A 17118-nucleotide genomic window follows, 5' to 3' on the forward strand; every position below is an offset into this window, starting at 1 on the left:
CGCGGCCGGCAGGCGGTCCCCGGGCCGCGCTGCCGCGTCGCCCGGGAACGACCAAAAGGCCTACTTCGTCGCCTTGAGCGCTTCTTCCGCCTTGGCCTTCGCCTTGGCGTAGTTGTCGCGGGCGAAGCTCGCCCACTGGCTCTCGATCTCGGCCTGGCGGGCGCCCTTCTCCTTGCCGCCGGTGAAGGCGCCGCGGAGTTCCGGGCTCGCAGCCTGTGCCTCGGTCACCGGCATGGCGGCGAGCAGCACGCGGGCTTCCTCGGCCAGCGCCTTGGCCTTGTCGTTCGGCTTCTTGGCGAGCGCCGCGTCGACCTCGTGCAGCACCTTGTTGACGCCCTTCAGCGCATCGAGCTGGAAGGAGATCAGCTGGTCGAACAGCGTATCGACCACCGCGGTGCGCCCTTCCGACTTGTCGACGTCGAAGCCGATCATCTTCTGGAAGCGCGGATCGGTGAAGGGGTTGGGATAGTCGGGGCCGGCCTTGGCGTAGACGGTCGGGTTGACCGGCAGGCGGCGGATGCCGGGCTCGAGCAGAACCTCCTGGCCGGCGGGCGAGAGCAGGAACTCGATGAAGGCTTCGGCGGCGGCCTGGTTCGGCGCGTTGGCGATGATGCCGACATTGGCCGGGACCACGGTCGTCACGCTCGGATAGACGAACTTGATCGGGAAGCCGGAAGCCTGGGCCGAGAAGGCGAAGAAGTCGATGACGATGCCGACGCCGACCTGGCCGGAATTGACCTGCTCGGGCACGCCGAAGGAGCGCTCGTTGATCGCGCGGAAATTGCCGGCCATCTCCTTGATGGTGCGCCAGCCCTTGTCCCAGCCCTCGCCCTGCAGGATCGTCTCGATCGTCAGATGCGTCGTGCCGGAGCGCGAGGGCGCCGCGATCGAGACATGGTCGTAGAAGACGGGCTTGGCGAGGTCCTGCCACTCCTTGGGCTCGGGCAGCTTGTTGGCCTTGGCGTAGCGGTCGTTCCACATGATGCCGTAGCCGGAGGCCGCGAAGCCGGAATAGAAGCCCTGCGGGTCGTTGATCGGGTAGGAGCCGATCTTGTCGGGGATGCCGGTCGCCTTGGACTTGTAGGGGGTCAGCAGCTTCTTGCCCTTCAGCACCTCGAAGGCGTCGGGCGCCGAGGCCCAGAACAGGTCGACCTGGTTGTTGGCCTTGGTCTCCTCGACATATTTCACGCCGGCATTGGTGTTGCGGTTCTGCACTTCGAGCGTGACGCCCGGAACCGCCTTCTCGAACGCCTTCTTGATCGGGTCGGTCACGTCCTTGGAGAAGGAGGTGACGACCGTGACCTTGCCGGAAGGCGCCTGCGCCAGCGCGACGGTCGCGAGCGAAGCGCCGAGCGACAGGCTAAGAGTGGCCGCGAGCGCGGCCCTGCGATTGAGCATGAGATCCTCCCAAAGGATTGTGTTCGTTTCGACGTCGAGGCCGATGGGGCTCACCCAGCAACTGCGATGCCAGAAGCGGGTTGTTCTGATTTCATTAATGAATTCGGGAGGCGGGGGCGTGAAAGACCCGATTTCTGGGGCGTGGCGGTAACAGGCCGGCGCATGCGATGGGTCATTGCGGTAACATGAGACGTCATTCCGCGGCTTCGCGCGGCGAAGAACCCGGTCGTGGTTTCCGGGTTCGATCCTGACGGATCGCCCGGAATGACAGAGGCGGTGCTCAATGAAATCCTCTGAATGCCATCAATCCGCGAGCGCCGCCGACCCGTTCAGCCCATAGCGGCGCATCTTGAGGTAGAGCGTCTTGCGGGTGATGCCGAGCGCCGCGGCTGTGACGCCGATGCGCCCGCCATGGCGCTTCAGCGCGGCGCCGATCGCCGCCGCCTCGGCGATGGCGACCTCCTCCTCCAGCGTGCGCCCGGCGCCGCCGGAGGCCGCCATGCCGGCATCGGCATCCTCGAAATCCTCGTCCATGCCGAGCAGGCTGCGCTCGGCGGCGTTGCGCAGCTCGCGCACATTGCCGGGCCAGTCCTGCCGCGTCAGCCTTTGCAGCGCGTCGCGCCCGAGCGGCGGAGCAGAGCGTCCGATGCGCGCGGCGGCGAGCGCCAGGAAGTGCTGGAACAGCACGGGGATATCCTCGCGCCGGTCGCGCAGCGGCGGCAGGCGCAGCGTCACGACGTTGAGCCGGTAGACCAGGTCCTCGCGGAAGCCGCCGGCGCGGGCGAGCGCGGCGAGGTCGGTCTTGGTCGCGGCGACGATGCGGATGTCGACCGCGATTTCCTTGTTGGAGCCGAGGCGCTCGATCCGCCGCTCCTGAAGCGCGCGCAGCAGCCGCACCTGCGCCGCGATCGGCATCGATTCGATCTCGTCGAGGAAGAGGGTGCCGCCGCTGGCATGCTCGATCTTGCCGATCCGCCGCTCGCGCGCGCCGGTGAAGGCGCCGGCCTCGTGGCCGAACAGCTCGCTTTCGATCATCGTCTCGGGGATCGCCCCGCAATTCACCGCGACGAAGCGTCCGGCCCGGCGGCTGCAGAGATCGTGCAGCGCGCGCGCCGCGACCTCCTTGCCGGTCCCGGTCTCGCCGAAAAGCAGCACGTCCGTATCGGCCTCGGCCAGCAATGCGAGCCGGCCGCGCAGCCGCGCGATCGCCGGCGAATGGCCGACGAGGCGTGCGGCCCAGGGGTCCTCGGGCGCCGCGCCCGCCTTCAGCGCGCGGTTCTCGATGATGAGGCGGCGGTATTCGCTGGCGCGCCTGATCGTCTCGATCAGCCGGACGGGATCGGCCGGCTTTTCAACGAAATCCCAGGCACCTTCGCGGATCGCCTTGACCGCCATGGGAACATCGGCATGACCGGTGATCAGCACCACCGGGATCTCTGCGTCGATCGCGGTCACGGCCGAAAGCAGCCCGAAGCCGTCGCGGCCGGGCATGCGCACGTCGCTGACCAGCACGACGGCGGACTCGCGGGCAAGCCCGGTCAGAGCGGCGTCGCCGCTGCGTCGGGCCAGGACCGTGAAGCCTTCCAGCTCCAGCGTCAGCCGCCAGGCTTCCAGCACCTCGGCATCGTCGTCGACGAGGATGATCTGCGGCGCGCTCATGCGTCGATTTCCAGCGGAGCCATGACGTGGAGGGTCGTCCCTTCGAGCGTGATCAGGAAGCGCGTGCCGGCGGGGCCGGTCGCGGCGACGGAAAGCGTGCCGCCGAGATCCTTGATGATGTTGTAGGACAGCGACAGCCCGAGGCCGAGCCCGGAGCCGACCGGCTTGGTCGTGAAGAACGGATCGAAGATCCGTTCCAGATGGACCCGGTCGATGCCGGGGCCGCTGTCCTCGACCCAGATCGCGACCCCGTGGCCGGCACGCCGCGCGCCGACCGCGATGGTCGCGCCCTCGGTGCCCGCGACGGCGTCGAGCGCGTTGGCGATCAGGTTGACCAGCACCTGTTCGAGCCGGATCTCCTCGGCATGGACATAAAGCTTGCCGGCCGGCACCTCGCGCCGCAGCCTGACCCGCTCGGCCTCGAAGCGCGGCCCGAACAGCGAGAGCGCGGTCTCGATCACCGCGCCGACCTCGACGGGGACGAGTACCACGCCGGGCTTGCGGGCGAAGCGTCTGAGATGCGCGATCAGCTCGGCCGCGCGCGTCGTCAGCGCCTGGATGCGGCCGATCGCCTTCCGCGCCTCCTCGGGCCGGCCCCGCTCCAGCAGGCGCGCGCCGTTATGGGCATGCGAGCGGATCGCGGCGAGCGGCTGGTTGAGCTCGTGGCTCAGGCCCGCCGCCATCTGGCCCAGCGCCGCGAGCTTGGCCGCCTGGATCAGGTCGTCGCGCGTCTGCCGGAAGACGGCGAGCGCGCGGGCGAGGTCGCCAAGCTCGTCATTGCCCGTCTGCGGCGGCAGCGCCGAGGACTGGCCGCCGGCGATGCTGGTCGCTGCCTCGGTCAGGACGCGCAAGCGGGCGACGAGATGGCGCCGGACATAGAACCAGCCGATCGCGAGCGCGCCGATGAGCGAGGCCGCCGCGATGGCGAGCAGCAGGTCGCGGCCGAGCCGGATGGCTTGAGCCGAGCGGTCGGCGGCTTCCTTCGCCACGGCTTCCGTCCGCCGCACCTCCTGCGAGACCAGCGTGCCGAGCTCGGTGATGAGGCGGCGGCTTTCCGCGATCAGGCGCTGCGCATCGGCCGCCGCGGCGAGCTCCGCGCGCTTGAGGCCGGGCAGGCCGGCATTGGTGTCGGCGAGCCCGACCAGGCGCTGCGTGATCTGCCTGGCCGTGATCGTGTCGGCCCAGCCGGCGAGCGCCTTCGCCTCGACCTCGAGCTGGTCGACCGCCTCGCCGATGACATGGCCGGTCTGCTCCATGTCCTCCCGGGTCTGCACCGTGCCGAGCCGCCCGAACAGCCCGACGATCAGATTGGCCTGGGCGTTGAGCGTCATCAGCGCCTCGCTCTTGCGGGTCTCCTCGCGGATCGTGTTCGGCCTGCCGGGAGCTTCGCCGCCCTGGCCGAGCGCCGTCTCGATGTTGAAGCGGGCGTCGTCGATCAGCGGCTCGATCTCGTCGATGAGATCCGCCTGGAGCCAGCGCAATTCCTCGCTGATGCCGCGGATGCGCTCACCGAGCGTGAAGCGGCGCTCCGAGACCTCGTCGATCGCGGCGAGGTTGCGGCGGATCTCGGCGGCGACCGCGGTCAGCGCCGGGGCGTCGAAGCCGCTGCCCGCCCGCTCGGACAGGACCTTGTCGAGCTCGTTCAGGCGCTCCCCGACGAGGCGCCGGCCGCGATCGTAGCCGTCGCGCCGCTCGGCATTGGCGAGCTCGGGCATGCCGGCGATGACGCGGGCGCTGGCTTCGGCGAGCCGGGCGGCCGAGGCGAGGCCGGGCAGGTGGTCGCTGGCGATCGCCGCGAGCTCCTTGCTCAGCCGCTCATAGGAGATGACGCCGACGATGCCGGCGCCGACCGCGAAGAGGCCGACACCGAGGAAGGCCGCGATCAGCCGCCCGCCGATGCCGAAGCGCCGCCGGCGCCAAGGGGGCGTCACGGCCGGCAGCGTCATGGCCTGGCCCCGGTCTGGCTCTCGTCGCGCCAGCCCAGCGCCGCGAGCCGTTCGGCCGCCTGCCGCAGGCTGTCGCCGGCCTCTGCGGCGGAGGCCGCGATCGCGCTCCTGATCCGGGCTTCGATGCGCGCCTGCTCCTCGGGCACGGGCAGGCCGCGCGGCACGCGCGCGAGGTTGCGGAAGCGCGCCGGATCGTCCAGTTCGGCGGCTGAGACCGGCGGGCGCGTCAATGCCGCTCTCGCTCGTGTGAGCAGCCTGGCGGCCTCCTCGTCCGGGCGGCTTAGCAGGGCCGCTTCCATCGCCTGGAGGCTGCGCCAGAGCCGCGCATGCTCGGCCCGGCGGAAGGTGATCCATTCGTCGAAGATCAGGTTGACCAGTTCGTAGCGCCCAGCCGAGAGGCCGGCGTCGAAGCCCGTGCGGTTGAAGATGCCCTCGATCTCGGACAGATGCGGCGGCGTCTCCTGCGGGCCGTAGGCCGAGGGCGAGACGGCGAGGCGCCCGATTCGCGGCTCGCGCAGCATCCTCTGGCCTTCGGGCGAGAGCACGAAATCGATGAAGAGCTCGGCCTCCTCCGGGTTGGGCGAGCCCGCGAGCCTGGCGATGCTGGCCGGCGCGAACAGCGTCTCGCCCGGCAGCACGAAGCGGTTGCCCTCCTTGCCTGCGGCATTGGCCTCCGTCAGGAAATCGATCGAGATGCCGATGCCGAAGCGGCCCCGCGCGACGCCGGCGGTGACGCCGAAGCTGCGCGCCGTGATGGTCGCGAGGTTGCCGCCGATCGCCGACCACAGCGCCCAGCCGCGCTCCCAGCCGAGCGATTGCAGCAGCGCCTCGACCATCAGATGCGTCGTGCCCGAGCGGGAGGGCGAGGTCAGCCCGATATGGCCGGCATGGACGGGAGCTGCGAGATCGGCCCAGTTATGCGGCACCGGCAGGCCGCGCGCGGTGAGATAGGAGGGATTGTAGACCAGCCCGTAGCCCGAGACGGCGAAGCCGAGATAGCGGCCGCCCGGATCGTTGACCGGGTAGCCGGCGATGGTCTGCGGCGCGCCGGTCGGCCGTGGCTTCGACGGTGCCAGCAGGCCCGCGCGCTTCAAAAGCTCGAAGGCATCGGGCGCGGAGGCCCAGAACAGGTCGGCGTCCGGGCGCTTGTGCGTGCGGATGTCGATGACGGCGGCGGTGGTCTTGCGCTGCACGACCTCGACGGCGATGTCGGGATGCCGGTCGCGGAAGGCGCTGCGGAAGGGCTCGAAGAAGGAGGGTGGGAACGAGGTGATGATCTGGACGCGGCGCCCCTCGGCCATGCCGGTGGCGGCCCCGCCGAAAGCCAGCAGGATAAGGACGGCGAGCCTGATCGTGGCGGCATGGCGGGCCATGGCTTCCGTCATATCGCTACCCTGGCGACGGGCTCAAGCCTCCTCGCCGCGCCATTCGGCCGGCGCCGCTTCCCCGCAGTCGAGGCCGAGGAGGCCGATGGCGCGCGCCGCGATCTGGTCGACGATCGCCGCGATGTCGGTAGGCTTCAGATAGAAGGCCGGGACGGGCGGGGCGATGATCGCGCCATATTCGGTGACCTGCGCCATCGCGCGCAGATGGCCGAGATGCAGCGGGCTTTCCCGCGCCACCAGCACGAGCCGGCGCCGCTCCTTGAGCTGGACGTCGGCGGCGCGGGTCAGAAGGTCGCCGAGCTGGCCATAGGCGATGGCGCTGAGGCTGCGCATCGAGCAGGGCGCGACGATCATCCCGGCCGTGCGGAAGGAGCCGCTGGCGATGCTGGCGCCGATGTCGCGGTGATCGTGGCACTGCGCGGCGAGCGCGCGCGCCCGTGCCGGGGCCCCGGGGTCGATCTCGGTGGCGAGCGTCCGTTCCGCCGCCGGCGAGATCACCAGATGCGTCTCGATCCGCTTCGCCTCGGCGAGCCGCTCCAGCACCCTAAGCCCGATCGCCGCGCCCGAGGCGCCGCTGATCCCGACGACGACGCGTACCGCCCGGCTCATGGCGCCAGGCCCAGCGCAGGCCAGAGTGCGTCGATGCGGGCGACGACGGCGGGGTCCATCGCCATCGGCCGGCCCCAGTCCCGCTCGGTCTCCGGCGGCAGCTTGTTGGTGGCGTCGATGCCGAGCTTGCCGCCGAGCCCCGGCTTCGGCGAGGCGAAGTCGAGATAGTCGATCGGCGTGTCGGTCAAGGTGACGAGGTCGCGGCTGGCGTCGGCCCGGGTCGCCACCGCCCACATCACCTGCGCCCAGTCGCGCGGATCGATGTCCTCGTCGACCACGATCACGAGCTTGGTGTAGCTGAATTGCGGCAAGAGCGACCACAGGCCGAGCATCAGCCGTCGCGCCTGGCCCGGATAGCGCTTGGCGATGGCGACGACGGCGATCCGGTAGGAGCAGGCTTCCGGCGGCAGCCAGACGTCGGTGACCTCCGGGAACTGCCGTTGCAGCAGCGGCAGGAACAGCACGTTGAGCGCCTCGCCGATGCGCGAGGGCTCGTCCGGCGCCCGGCCGGTGAAGGTCGAGAGATAGAGGGCCGAGCGCCGCATCGTCACCGCCGTCACCCGCATCACCGGGAAGGGCTCGACCGCGTTGTAATAGCCGGTGTGGTCGCCGTAGGGGCCTTCGGGGGCCGTCTCCTCCGGCGAGACCAGCCCCTCGATCACGATCTCGGCCTCGGCCGGCACCGCAAGCGGAACGCTGACGCAAGGAACGAGCGAGGGCCGCTCGCCGCGCAGGAGGCCGGAGAAGTTGAGCTCGGCAACCGTCTCGGGCAGCGGCAGCACGGCGGAGAGGATCGTCGCCGGATCGGCCCCGATCACGACCGCGACCGGCATCTCGCGGCCGGCCTTGCGCCATTGCGCATGGTGGCGCGCCCCGCCGCGATGGGCGAGCCAGCGCAGGATGGCGCGGTCGCGCCCGATGACCTGCATGCGATAGACGCCGAGATTACTCTCGTCCCCGGCCGAGGGCTCGGGCGGCACCGTCAGCACCAGCGGCCAGGTGATCAGCGGCGCCGGCTCGCCCGGCCAGCAGAGCTGCACCGGCAGTCCGCCGAGGTCGATCGCCTCGCCCCGGAACACCAGCTCCTGCACCGGCGCGCGCCGGCTTTCGCGCGGCCGCATCGACAAGGCCGCCCGCGCCAGCGGCAGCGCCTGCCAGGCTTGCTTGAGCCCGCGCGGTGGCCTGGGCTCGCGCAGCTCGGCGAGCGTGCGTCCGAGCGTGGGGATGTTCTCCGCCGCGACGCCGAGCCCCCAGGCGACGCGCTCGACCGTGCCGAAGAGATTTGTCAGGAGCGGCATCGCCGAGACCGTCCCGTCCGCCCGCACCGGGCGCTCGAACAGCAGGGCCGGTCCATTGTCGGCGATGACGCGGCGGTGGATCTCGGTGATCTCGTGGACGACGCTGACCGGCTCGGCGATCCGCCGGAGCTGCCCGGCCGCGTCGAGATGGCCGAGGAAGGCGCTGAGGTCGCGGAAGCGGGGCAGGTCGCGGATCGGCAAGGGCTTAGGGCTCCGGTTGCCGGAGCATCGCCCGCGCCGATCGTGGCCGTCTTTGCGCCGGCGCAACGAGGGCCGCGTCTGGCGCCTTAATCTGCGACGCCGGAGGTGAGCGATGCCGGAACCGGAGACGACAGGGTTGCGGGCGGTCCCGCCGCGACTGCCGCCATGGCTCGCGCGCGCCGTCGCGCCGCTGCCGCTCGCGCCCCTGCAGCCGGCGCTGGCGCTGATGCTCGAGCGCATCGTCCGCGCCCATCCCGATCTGCATGACCGCCTCGGCGAGCATGCGCGAAAGCGCTTCGGCCTCGATCCGACCGATCTGCCCTTCGCCTTCGTGCTGGAGCCCAGGCAGCGCCGGCCGCAGGTGCGCGCTGTGCGCACACTGCCGGACGATGTCGACGCCAGCATCCACGGCCCGCTCGCCGGGCTGATCGGCATGGCGGAGGGCACGCTCGACGGCGACGCCCTGTTCTTCTCCCGCGTGCTGCGGGTGGAGGGCGAGGTCGCGGCCGCGCTCGCGCTGCGCAACGCCATCGACGATGCCCGCATCGATTTCGGCAAGATCCTGTTCGGCGGCCTCGGGCCGCTGGGGCAGCGCCTCGCCGTTGCCCTGCGCGAGCGCATCCGGGCCGTGCCCGCCACGGGAGGCGCATCTTGGAACTGATCTGCCCGGCCGGAACCCCGGCGAGCCTCGAGGCCGCCGTCGAGGCGGGGGCCGACGCGGTCTATTGCGGCTTCCGCGACGAGACCAACGCTCGCAACTTCCCCGGCCTGAACTTCTCGCGCGAGGAACTGCGCAAGGGCATCGCCTTCGCCCATCGCCGCGGCGTCAAGGTCCTGGTCGCGATCAACACCTTCGCGCGCGCCGGCGCCTTCGGGCTCTGGCAGTCGGCGATCGACGATGCCGTCGCGGCCGGGGCCGATGCGCTGATCCTGGCCGATCTCGCGACGCTCGACTATGCCGCCCGCCGCCATCCCGCCCAGAGGCTGCACGTCTCGGTCCAGGCCGGGGCCGCCAATCCCGACGCGATCCGCTTCTATGCCGAGAGCTTCGGCGCCCGCCGGGTCGTGCTGCCGCGCGTGCTCAGCGTGCCGGAGATCGCCGCGATCGTGCGCGAGAGCGCCTGCGAGACCGAGGTCTTCGTCTTCGGCGGCCTGTGCGTGATGGAGGAGGGGCGCTGCTCGCTCTCCTCCTACGCCACCGGCCTGTCGCCGAACATGCAGGGCGTCTGCTCGCCGGCGAGCCATGTCGCCTATGCCGAGCGCGACGGGCGCATCGTCTCCACCCTCGGCGGCTTCACCATCAACAGCTTCGGCAAGGACGAGCCGGCCGGCTATCCGACCCTGTGCAAGGGCCGTTTCGCCACGCCGAAGGGCACAGGCTACATCTTCGAGGAGCCGGTCAGCCTCGATGCGGGCTCGATGCTGCCGGCGCTGCGCGAGGCCGGCGTCACCGCGCTCAAGATCGAGGGCCGCCAGCGCGGCCGCGCCTATATCGCCGGCGTCGTCCGCTCCTTCCGCGGCATCCTCGCCGCGCTCGACGAAGGGCGCAGCGCACCGGCGGCGAGCCTTGCCGCCATGGCCGAAGGGCAGGCGCGCACGACCGGTGCCTATCGCAAGAGCTGGCGCTAGAGGCGCCGGAGGATCACCGATGATGCAGCTCACCCTCGGCCCCGTGCTCTATCATTGGCAGCCGGAGCGCTGGCGCGACTTCTATTTCCGCATCGCCGACGAGGCCCCGGTCGAGACGGTGGTGGTCGGCGAGGCCGTCTGCTCCAAGCGCACCCCCTTCAAGCAGGACCATATCCCCGCCGTGGTCGAGCGGCTGGAGCGCGCGGGCAAGCGGGTGCTGCACGCTTCGCTGATCCTGGTCTCGCTGCCGCGCGAGCGGCGCCAGACGCGCGAGCTGATGCAGGCGCAGGAAGCGCAGGTCGAGATCAACGACCTGACCTGCCTTGCCTCCCTCGGCGGGAGGAGCTTTTCCGTCGGCCCCTTCGTCAATGTCTACAACGAGGCGGCGGCGGGCTTCCTGGCCGGGCGCGGCGCGACGCGCATCTGCCTGCCCCCCGAACTGCCGCTTCCGGCGATCGCGACCATCGCCGCGGCGCTGCCCGAGGTCGAAATCGAGGTCTTTGCCTTCGGCAAGGTGCCGCTGGCGATCTCGGCCCGCTGCTACCATGCCCGTGCGCACAAGCTGACCAAGGACAATTGCCGCTTCGTCTGCGAGCAGGACCCCGACGGCATGCCGGTCGCGACGCTGGACGGCACCGGCTTCCTCTCCGTGAACGGCGTGCAGACGCTGTCGCATGGCTCGGCCTGCCTGCTCGGCGACATCCCGGCGCTGCGCGAGGCCGGCGTCGCCGCGCTCAGGCTCTCGCCGCAGAGCTGCGACATGGTCGCGGTCGCGCGGCTGTTCCGCGAGGTCCTCGACGGGCGGATCGATGCGCAGGGTGCCGAGCGCCGGCTCGGCGAGCTCTATCCCGACGTGCCCCTGGCCAACGGCTTCCTGCATGCGGTGCCGGGCCATCTGCATGTCGGGGCCGAGCTGTGACGATGGAGGCGGGCATGGGCAGGGCGCACGGCAAATCTCCGCAGCACGGGGGCGGCCGCGATACGCCGGCGAGCGAATTGATCGGCCGGCTCAGACGCGTCCTGCGGCCGGAGGATCTCAATTGCGCCTGTCGCGAGACGCTCGACGGCGCGCTCGACCGTTTCGACCAGCTCGAGCGCCGGCGCGAGGCGCGCCGCCACCTCACCGATGCCCGCGATCACAAGGCGCGGATCGCGGCGCTTCTGTCCTTCCTCATCGATCTCGACACGCTGACCGAGGCGGAGAGCGACCGCAGCGTCTTCGAGGAGATGGCGCTGCTCCTCCTCGAGATCGCGCGCAGTGCCGAGGCCGCAGCCGCCGCGCTGCGCGAGATGTGAGGCGCGGCGGGCGACGATTCGGCATGATGGACGGATTGCGGATGGTTTCATCGGGCTGGCGCCTCTGCCCGGCCGGGCGCGGCGGATACGCGCCGATCCGGCCGCATTCCGCACCGGGCCGGACCCCGATGCGGCGATTGTGCGGCGCGGCGGAGTCTTGCTTCATTCTAATCGACGGTCTAAGCGACTGGGCAGCGAGCCGCCCCGTGGCCGCGTCGAGTCAGGTTTGACCATGCAAGCGCTTCCGGTGCCGTCCGTTCTGAGCGATTACCTGCCGCTGGTGCTGTTCATCGGCGTCTCGGCGGTGATCGGGCTCGCCTTGCTGATCGCCCCTTTCGCGATCGCCTATTCCAAGCCGGATGCGGAGAAGCTCTCGGCCTATGAATGCGGCTTCAACGCCTTCGACGATGCCCGCATGAAGTTCGACGTCCGGTTCTATCTGGTCGCCATCCTCTTCATCATCTTCGATCTGGAGGTCGCGTTCCTGTTCCCCTGGGCGGTCGCCTTCGGCGGCCTCGGCTGGTATGGTTTCTGGTCGATGATGGTCTTTCTCGGCGTGCTCACCGTGGGCTTCGTCTACGAGTGGCGCAAGGGCGCGCTGGAGTGGGACTGACCGTCCGGTCTTAAGGGCGCATACGCGGCGCTTTAAGGGTCCGGCAGGCAAGGGTTCACAAGGATTAGGTCATGGCAGTCACAGCGGTCGATCGTGGTGATCCGCTCGTCGCGCCGGCCCCGAGAGGGTTGCTCGGCCCGGACGGCAAGCCCGTGGGCGCGCGCGACCCGTTCTTCACCGGGATCAACGACGAGCTCGCCGACAAGGGCTTCCTCGTCACCGCCACCGACGACCTGATCAACTGGGCCCGCACCGGCTCGCTGATGTGGATGACCTTCGGGCTCGCCTGCTGCGCCGTCGAGATGATGCAGCTCTCGATGCCGCGCTACGATGTCGAGCGCTTCGGCTTCGCGCCCCGCGCCTCGCCGCGCCAGTCGGACGTGATGATCGTCGCCGGCACGCTGACCAACAAGATGGCGCCTGCGCTGCGCAAGGTCTACGACCAGATGCCGGAGCCGCGCTACGTCATCTCGATGGGCTCCTGCGCCAATGGCGGCGGCTATTATCACTACAGCTACTCGGTGGTGCGCGGCTGCGACCGCGTCGTCCCGGTCGACATCTATGTGCCCGGCTGCCCGCCGACGGCGGAGGCGCTGCTCTACGGCGTGCTGCTGCTGCAGAAGAAGATCCGGCGGACGGGCACGATCGAGCGCTGAGCGCTCCGTCGGCCGATGTTGCAGGCGATGAAGGTGAGACGATGAGCGAAGCGCTCGGAAAACTCGGCGAAGAGATCATGGCCGCGCTGCCCGGCGCGGTGACGGAGGCTGTCGTCGCTTTCGGGGAGCTGACGATCCGGGCCGAGGCGGCATCGATCGTCGAGGTCCTGCGCACGCTCTACAGCGATCCGCGCTTCCGCTTCGTCAACTTCACCGACATCGCCGGTGCCGATTATCCCGGCCGCGAGAAGCGCTTCGACGTCGTCTACCATCTGCTCGCCCCGCACCATAACCGGCGGATTCGGGTGAAGGTCCAGACCGACGAGGCGACGCCCGTTCCCTCCGTGGTCGATGTCTTCCCGGCGGCGAACTGGTTCGAGCGCGAGGCTTACGACTTCTACGGCATCCTCTTCTCCGGCCATCCGGACCTGCGCCGCATCCTCACCGATTACGGTTTCGAGGGTCATCCGCTGCGCAAGGACTTCCCGCTGACCGGCTTCGTCGAGGTGCGCTACGACGACGAGCAGAAGCGCGTCGTCTACGAGCCGGTGAAGCTCAACCAGGAATTCAGGAACTTCGATTTTCTGAGCCCGTGGGAGGGGACGGAGTACGTCCTTCCGGGCGATGAAAAAGCGAAGACGGCCTGATCGGAGCCGGACATGAGCGAGCACAACATCCGGAACTTCTCGATCAATTTCGGCCCGCAGCACCCGGCGGCGCACGGCGTGCTGCGCCTCGTGCTGGAGCTCGACGGCGAGGTGGTCGAGCGCGTCGATCCGCATATCGGCCTTTTGCATCGCGGCACCGAGAAGCTGATCGAGGCCAAGACCTATCTCCAGGCCGTGCCCTATTTCGACCGGCTCGACTATGTCGCGCCGATGAACCAGGAGCATGCCTTCGCGCTGGCGGTCGAGCGCCTCGCCGACGTGACCGTGCCGCGCCGCGGCCAGCTCATCCGCGTGCTCTATTCCGAGATCGGCCGCATCCTCTCGCATCTGCTCAACGTCACCACGCAGGCGATGGATGTCGGCGCGCTCACGCCCCCGCTCTGGGGCTTCGAGGAGCGCGAGAAGCTGATGATCTTCTACGAGCGGGCCTGCGGCGCGCGCATGCATGCGGCCTATGTCCGCCCCGGCGGCGTGCATCAGGACATTCCCGTCTCGCTGATCCACGACATCGCCGAATGGTGCGATCCGTTCCTCAAGGTCTGCGACGATCTCGAGGGGCTGCTCACCGACAACCGCATCTTCAAGCAGCGCAACGTCGATATCGGCGTGGTCGATCTCGAGACCTGCTGGAAATGGGGCTTTTCGGGCGTGATGGTGCGCGGCTCCGGCGCGCCCTGGGATCTGCGCAAGTCGCAGCCCTACGAGTGCTACGAGGAGATGGAATTCGACATCCCCATCGGCAAGAACGGCGACTGCTACGACCGCTACTGCATCCGCATGGAGGAGATGCGCCAGTCGGTCCGCATCATGAGGCAGTGTTGCGACAAGCTCTTGGCGCCCGATGGCGGCGGCCCGGTCTCCTCGCTCGACGGCAAGATGGTGCCGCCCAGGCGCGGCGAGATGAAGCGCTCGATGGAAGCGCTGATCCACCATTTCAAGCTCTACACCGAAGGCTACAAGGTCCCGGAAGGCGAGGTCTATGCCGCCGTCGAGGCGCCGAAGGGCGAATTCGGCGTCTATCTGGTCTCGGACGGCACCAACAAGCCCTATCGCTGCAAGATCAAGGCGCCGGGCTTCGCCCATCTCCAGGCCATGGATTTCATCTGCCGCAAGCACATGCTCGCCGACGTCTCCGCGATCCTCGGCTCCCTCGACATCGTCTTTGGTGAAGTGGACCGCTGATGTCCGTCCGTCGTCTCGCGCCCGATTCCATTCAGCCTGCCTCCTTCGCCTTCAGCCCGGCGAACGAGAACTGGATCGACCAGCAGATCGCCAAATATCCGGCAGGCCGGCAGGCTTCGGCCGTCATCCCGCTTTTGTGGAGGGCGCAGGAGCAGGAGGGCTGGGTCTCGCGCGCCGTGATCGAGACGGTCGCGAAGCGCCTCGGCATGGCGCCGATGCGGGTGCTGGAGGTCGCGACCTTCTACACCATGTTCAACCTCCAGCCGGTGGGCGAATATTTCGTCCAGCTCTGCGGCACGACGCCCTGCGCGCTGCGCGGCGCGGAAGCGCTGAAGAAGGTCTGCGCGGAGGTGATCGGCCCGCAATCGACCGTGACCGCCGACGGCAAGCTCTCCTGGCTCGAGGTCGAATGCCTCGGCGCCTGCTGCAACGCCCCGATGGCGCAGATCAACGTCGACTACTACGAGGACCTGACGCCGGCGAATTTCCGCCAGCTCCTCGACGACCTGCGCCATGGCCGCCCCGTCAAGCCCGGCCCGCAGAACGACCGCACCGGCTCCGCGCCGGAGGGCGGGCCGGACACGCTCAACGACAAGGCCCTCTATGACGGCTCGATGATCGGCGCCGGCGCCTGGCAGAAGCGCATTCTCGATCAGCGCAGCGCCGCCGCCGAGGCCGCCGCCGCCAAGGCCGCCGCCGAGGTGGAAGCCAGGAAGGCCGCCGAAGCCGAGGCGAAGAAGGCCGAGGCCACGCCCGCCGCCGTCGCCGAAAAGCCCGCGACCGAGACCGCCGCCGCCGGCCGCCCCAAGCCCTCCGCGCCCGGCCAGCCCTCCAACGCGGCCAACGACACGCCGGCCGCCAAGGGCAAGGTCGACCGGAAGGACGTGGCCGAGGCCGCCAAGCCCGCGGCAACGCAAAGCAAACTCGCGGCAACGCAAAGCAAGCCCGCGGCAGCGGAAGGCAAGCCCGCCGTCGACGAGAGCAAGCCCGAGCTGCTCACCGCCGCGCGCGGCGGCAAGGGCGACGATCTCGAGCTGATCTGGGGCGTCGGCCCGAAATTGGCGAAGATGCTCAACGAGATGGGCGTCTGGCATTTCGACCAGATCGCCAAATGGACGGCGGAAGAGCTCGCCTGGGTCGATTCGCGCCTGACCGGCTTCAAGGGGCGGGCCGGGCGCGACGATTGGGTCGCGCAGTCGAAGAAGCTCGCGGCGGGCTGGCGCCCGGAGTCGCAGCTCGGCGACAAGCCGGGACAGTGAGGCTTAAGACATGCTCGCAGATCGCGATCGCATCTTCACCAATCTCTACGGCCTGCACGAGCGCACCCTGAAGGGCGCGATCCAGCGCGGCCAGTGGGACGGCACCAGGTTTCTGCTGGAGCAGGGGCGGGACTGGATCATCGACGAGATGAAGAAGTCCGGCCTGCGCGGGCGTGGCGGCGCCGGCTTCCCGACCGGGCTGAAATGGTCGTTCATGCCCAAGCAGAACGACGGGCGCCCGCATTACCTCGTCGTCAACGCCGACGAGTCGGAGCCCGGCACCTGCAAGGACCGCGAGATCATGCGCAACGACCCGCATACGCTGGTCGAGGGCTGCCTGATCGCCTCCTTCGCCATGGGCGCGCACGCGGCCTATATCTACATCCGCGGCGAATATGTCCGCGAGCGCGAGGCGCTGCAGCGCGCCGTCGACGAGGCTTACGAGGCGAAGCTCATCGGCAAGGACAATGTCCACGGCTATCCCTTTGATCTCTATGTGGCCCATGGCGCCGGCGCCTATATCTGCGGCGAGGAGACGGCGCTGCTCGAAAGCCTCGAGGGCAAGAAGGGCATGCCGCGGCTGAAGCCGCCTTTCCCTGCCAATATGGGCCTCTATGGCTGCCCGACCACGGTCAACAACGTCGAGTCGATCGCGGTCGCGCCCACCATCCTGCGCCGCGGCGCCGCCTGGTTCTCCTCGATCGGCAACCCGAACAATGTCGGCACCAAGCTCTTCTGCGTCTCGGGGCATGTGAACAAGCCCTGCAACGTCGAGGAGGCGATGGGCATCCCCTTCCGCGAGCTGATCGAGAAGCATTGCGGCGGCGTCCGTGGCGGCTGGGACAACCTCAAGGCGGTCATCCCCGGCGGCTCCTCGGTGCGCATGGTCCCGGCCGAGCAGATCATCGACACGCCGATGGATTTCGACTCGCTCTCGAAGCTGCGCTCGGGGCTGGGCACGGCGGCGGTGATCGTGATGGACAAGTCGACCGACATCGTCCGCGCCATCGCCCGCATCAGCCATTTCTACAAGCACGAGAGCTGCGGCCAGTGCACGCCGTGCCGCGAGGGCACGGGCTGGATGTGGCGCGTCATGGAGCGCATGGCCGAGGGTCGCGCCCAGAAGCGCGAGATCGACATGCTGCTCGACGTCACCAAGCAGATCGAGGGCCACACCATCTGCGCGCTGGGCGACGCCGCCGCCTGGCCGATCCAGGGCCTGATCGCGCATTTCCGGCACGAGATCGAGCAGCGCATCGACGACTATGCCGCCAACCCGCACTCAGAGCCCGTGCGGCTGATGGCGGCGGAGTGAGACC

At 69.5% G+C, this 17118-nt stretch carries 16 protein-coding genes; 10 read left to right on the top strand and 6 right to left on the bottom strand.

Annotated features, from left to right (window positions below; translation table 11 throughout):
• Positions 1–60: 60 nt before the first annotated feature.
• From M9917_RS19485 to M9917_RS19510, 6 genes are all read right to left on the bottom strand, one after another.
• Positions 61–1398, bottom strand: coding sequence for an ABC transporter substrate-binding protein (locus M9917_RS19485; protein WP_297256491.1), 1338 nt, complete (start codon positions 1396–1398; stop codon positions 61–63).
• A gap of 303 nt (positions 1399–1701) precedes the next feature.
• Entirely contained in the window at positions 1702–3057 is a 1356-nt protein-coding gene (locus tag M9917_RS19490) for a sigma-54-dependent transcriptional regulator (RefSeq protein WP_297256493.1), read from the bottom strand.
• The gene (locus tag M9917_RS19495; RefSeq protein WP_297256495.1) at positions 3054–5003 is read right to left on the bottom strand and encodes an ATP-binding protein; all 1950 of its coding nucleotides are present in this window, start codon (positions 5001–5003) and stop codon (positions 3054–3056) included. The genes M9917_RS19490 and M9917_RS19495 overlap by 4 nt, the downstream gene beginning before the upstream one ends.
• Positions 5000–6388, bottom strand: coding sequence for an ABC transporter substrate-binding protein (locus tag M9917_RS19500; RefSeq protein ID WP_297256497.1), 1389 nt, complete (start codon positions 6386–6388; stop codon positions 5000–5002). Before M9917_RS19500 ends, M9917_RS19495 begins: the two co-directional genes overlap by 4 nt.
• A 21-nt stretch (positions 6389–6409) precedes the next feature.
• The gene (locus M9917_RS19505; RefSeq protein WP_297256499.1) at positions 6410–6997 is read right to left on the bottom strand and encodes a UbiX family flavin prenyltransferase; all 588 of its coding nucleotides are present in this window, start codon (positions 6995–6997) and stop codon (positions 6410–6412) included.
• Positions 6994–8496 carry a UbiD family decarboxylase gene (locus M9917_RS19510; protein WP_297256500.1) on the bottom strand — a complete coding sequence of 501 codons (1503 nt, stop codon included), beginning with the start codon at positions 8494–8496 and terminating at the stop codon, positions 6994–6996. Before M9917_RS19510 ends, M9917_RS19505 begins: the two co-directional genes overlap by 4 nt.
• Positions 8497–8608: 112 nt before the next feature.
• On the opposite strand from M9917_RS19510, the gene ubiT reads away from it, so the two are divergent.
• The 10 genes from ubiT (at position 8609) to nuoF (ending at position 17114) form a co-directional block, all read left to right on the top strand.
• Positions 8609–9157: a ubiquinone anaerobic biosynthesis accessory factor UbiT gene (gene ubiT, locus M9917_RS19515; RefSeq protein WP_297256502.1), complete on the top strand. Its 549-nt coding sequence runs from the start codon at positions 8609–8611 to the stop codon at positions 9155–9157.
• On the top strand, positions 9148–10125 hold the full coding sequence (gene ubiU / locus M9917_RS19520) for a ubiquinone anaerobic biosynthesis protein UbiU (protein WP_297256504.1): 978 nt from the start codon (positions 9148–9150) through the stop codon (positions 10123–10125). Before ubiT ends, ubiU begins: the two co-directional genes overlap by 10 nt.
• Positions 10126–10147: 22 nt before the next feature.
• Positions 10148–11044, top strand: a complete 897-nt coding sequence (ubiV, locus tag M9917_RS19525) for a ubiquinone anaerobic biosynthesis protein UbiV (RefSeq protein WP_297257131.1) — start codon at positions 10148–10150, stop codon at positions 11042–11044.
• Between the two features lie 14 nt (positions 11045–11058).
• The gene (locus M9917_RS19530; RefSeq protein WP_297256505.1) at positions 11059–11421 is read left to right on the top strand and encodes a hypothetical protein; all 363 of its coding nucleotides are present in this window, start codon (positions 11059–11061) and stop codon (positions 11419–11421) included.
• A gap of 232 nt (positions 11422–11653) precedes the next feature.
• Positions 11654–12034 (top strand): NADH-quinone oxidoreductase subunit A, encoded by a 381-nt coding sequence (locus M9917_RS19535; RefSeq protein WP_465246392.1) that lies wholly within the window; start codon positions 11654–11656, stop codon positions 12032–12034.
• A gap of 71 nt (positions 12035–12105) precedes the next feature.
• Positions 12106–12690 carry a NuoB/complex I 20 kDa subunit family protein gene (locus M9917_RS19540; RefSeq protein ID WP_297256507.1) on the top strand — a complete coding sequence of 195 codons (585 nt, stop codon included), beginning with the start codon at positions 12106–12108 and terminating at the stop codon, positions 12688–12690.
• 41 nt (positions 12691–12731) lie between these two features.
• Positions 12732–13337: an NADH-quinone oxidoreductase subunit C gene (locus M9917_RS19545; protein ID WP_297256508.1), complete on the top strand. Its 606-nt coding sequence runs from the start codon at positions 12732–12734 to the stop codon at positions 13335–13337.
• A 12-nt stretch (positions 13338–13349) separates the two neighbouring features.
• Positions 13350–14540 (top strand): NADH-quinone oxidoreductase subunit D, encoded by a 1191-nt coding sequence (locus M9917_RS19550; RefSeq protein ID WP_297256510.1) that lies wholly within the window; start codon positions 13350–13352, stop codon positions 14538–14540.
• On the top strand, positions 14540–15799 hold the full coding sequence (gene nuoE / locus M9917_RS19555) for an NADH-quinone oxidoreductase subunit NuoE (RefSeq protein ID WP_297256511.1): 1260 nt from the start codon (positions 14540–14542) through the stop codon (positions 15797–15799). The genes M9917_RS19550 and nuoE overlap by 1 nt, the downstream gene beginning before the upstream one ends.
• A 10-nt stretch (positions 15800–15809) precedes the next feature.
• Complete coding sequence (nuoF, locus tag M9917_RS19560) at positions 15810–17114, top strand: NADH-quinone oxidoreductase subunit NuoF (protein WP_297256513.1); 1305 nt, start codon at positions 15810–15812, stop codon at positions 17112–17114.
• Positions 17115–17118: the final 4 nt, after the last annotated feature.

The sequence above is a fragment of the Bosea sp. (in: a-proteobacteria) genome (assembly GCF_023953965.1).
In the GTDB taxonomy this organism is placed as follows: Bacteria; Pseudomonadota; Alphaproteobacteria; order Rhizobiales; family Beijerinckiaceae; genus Allobosea.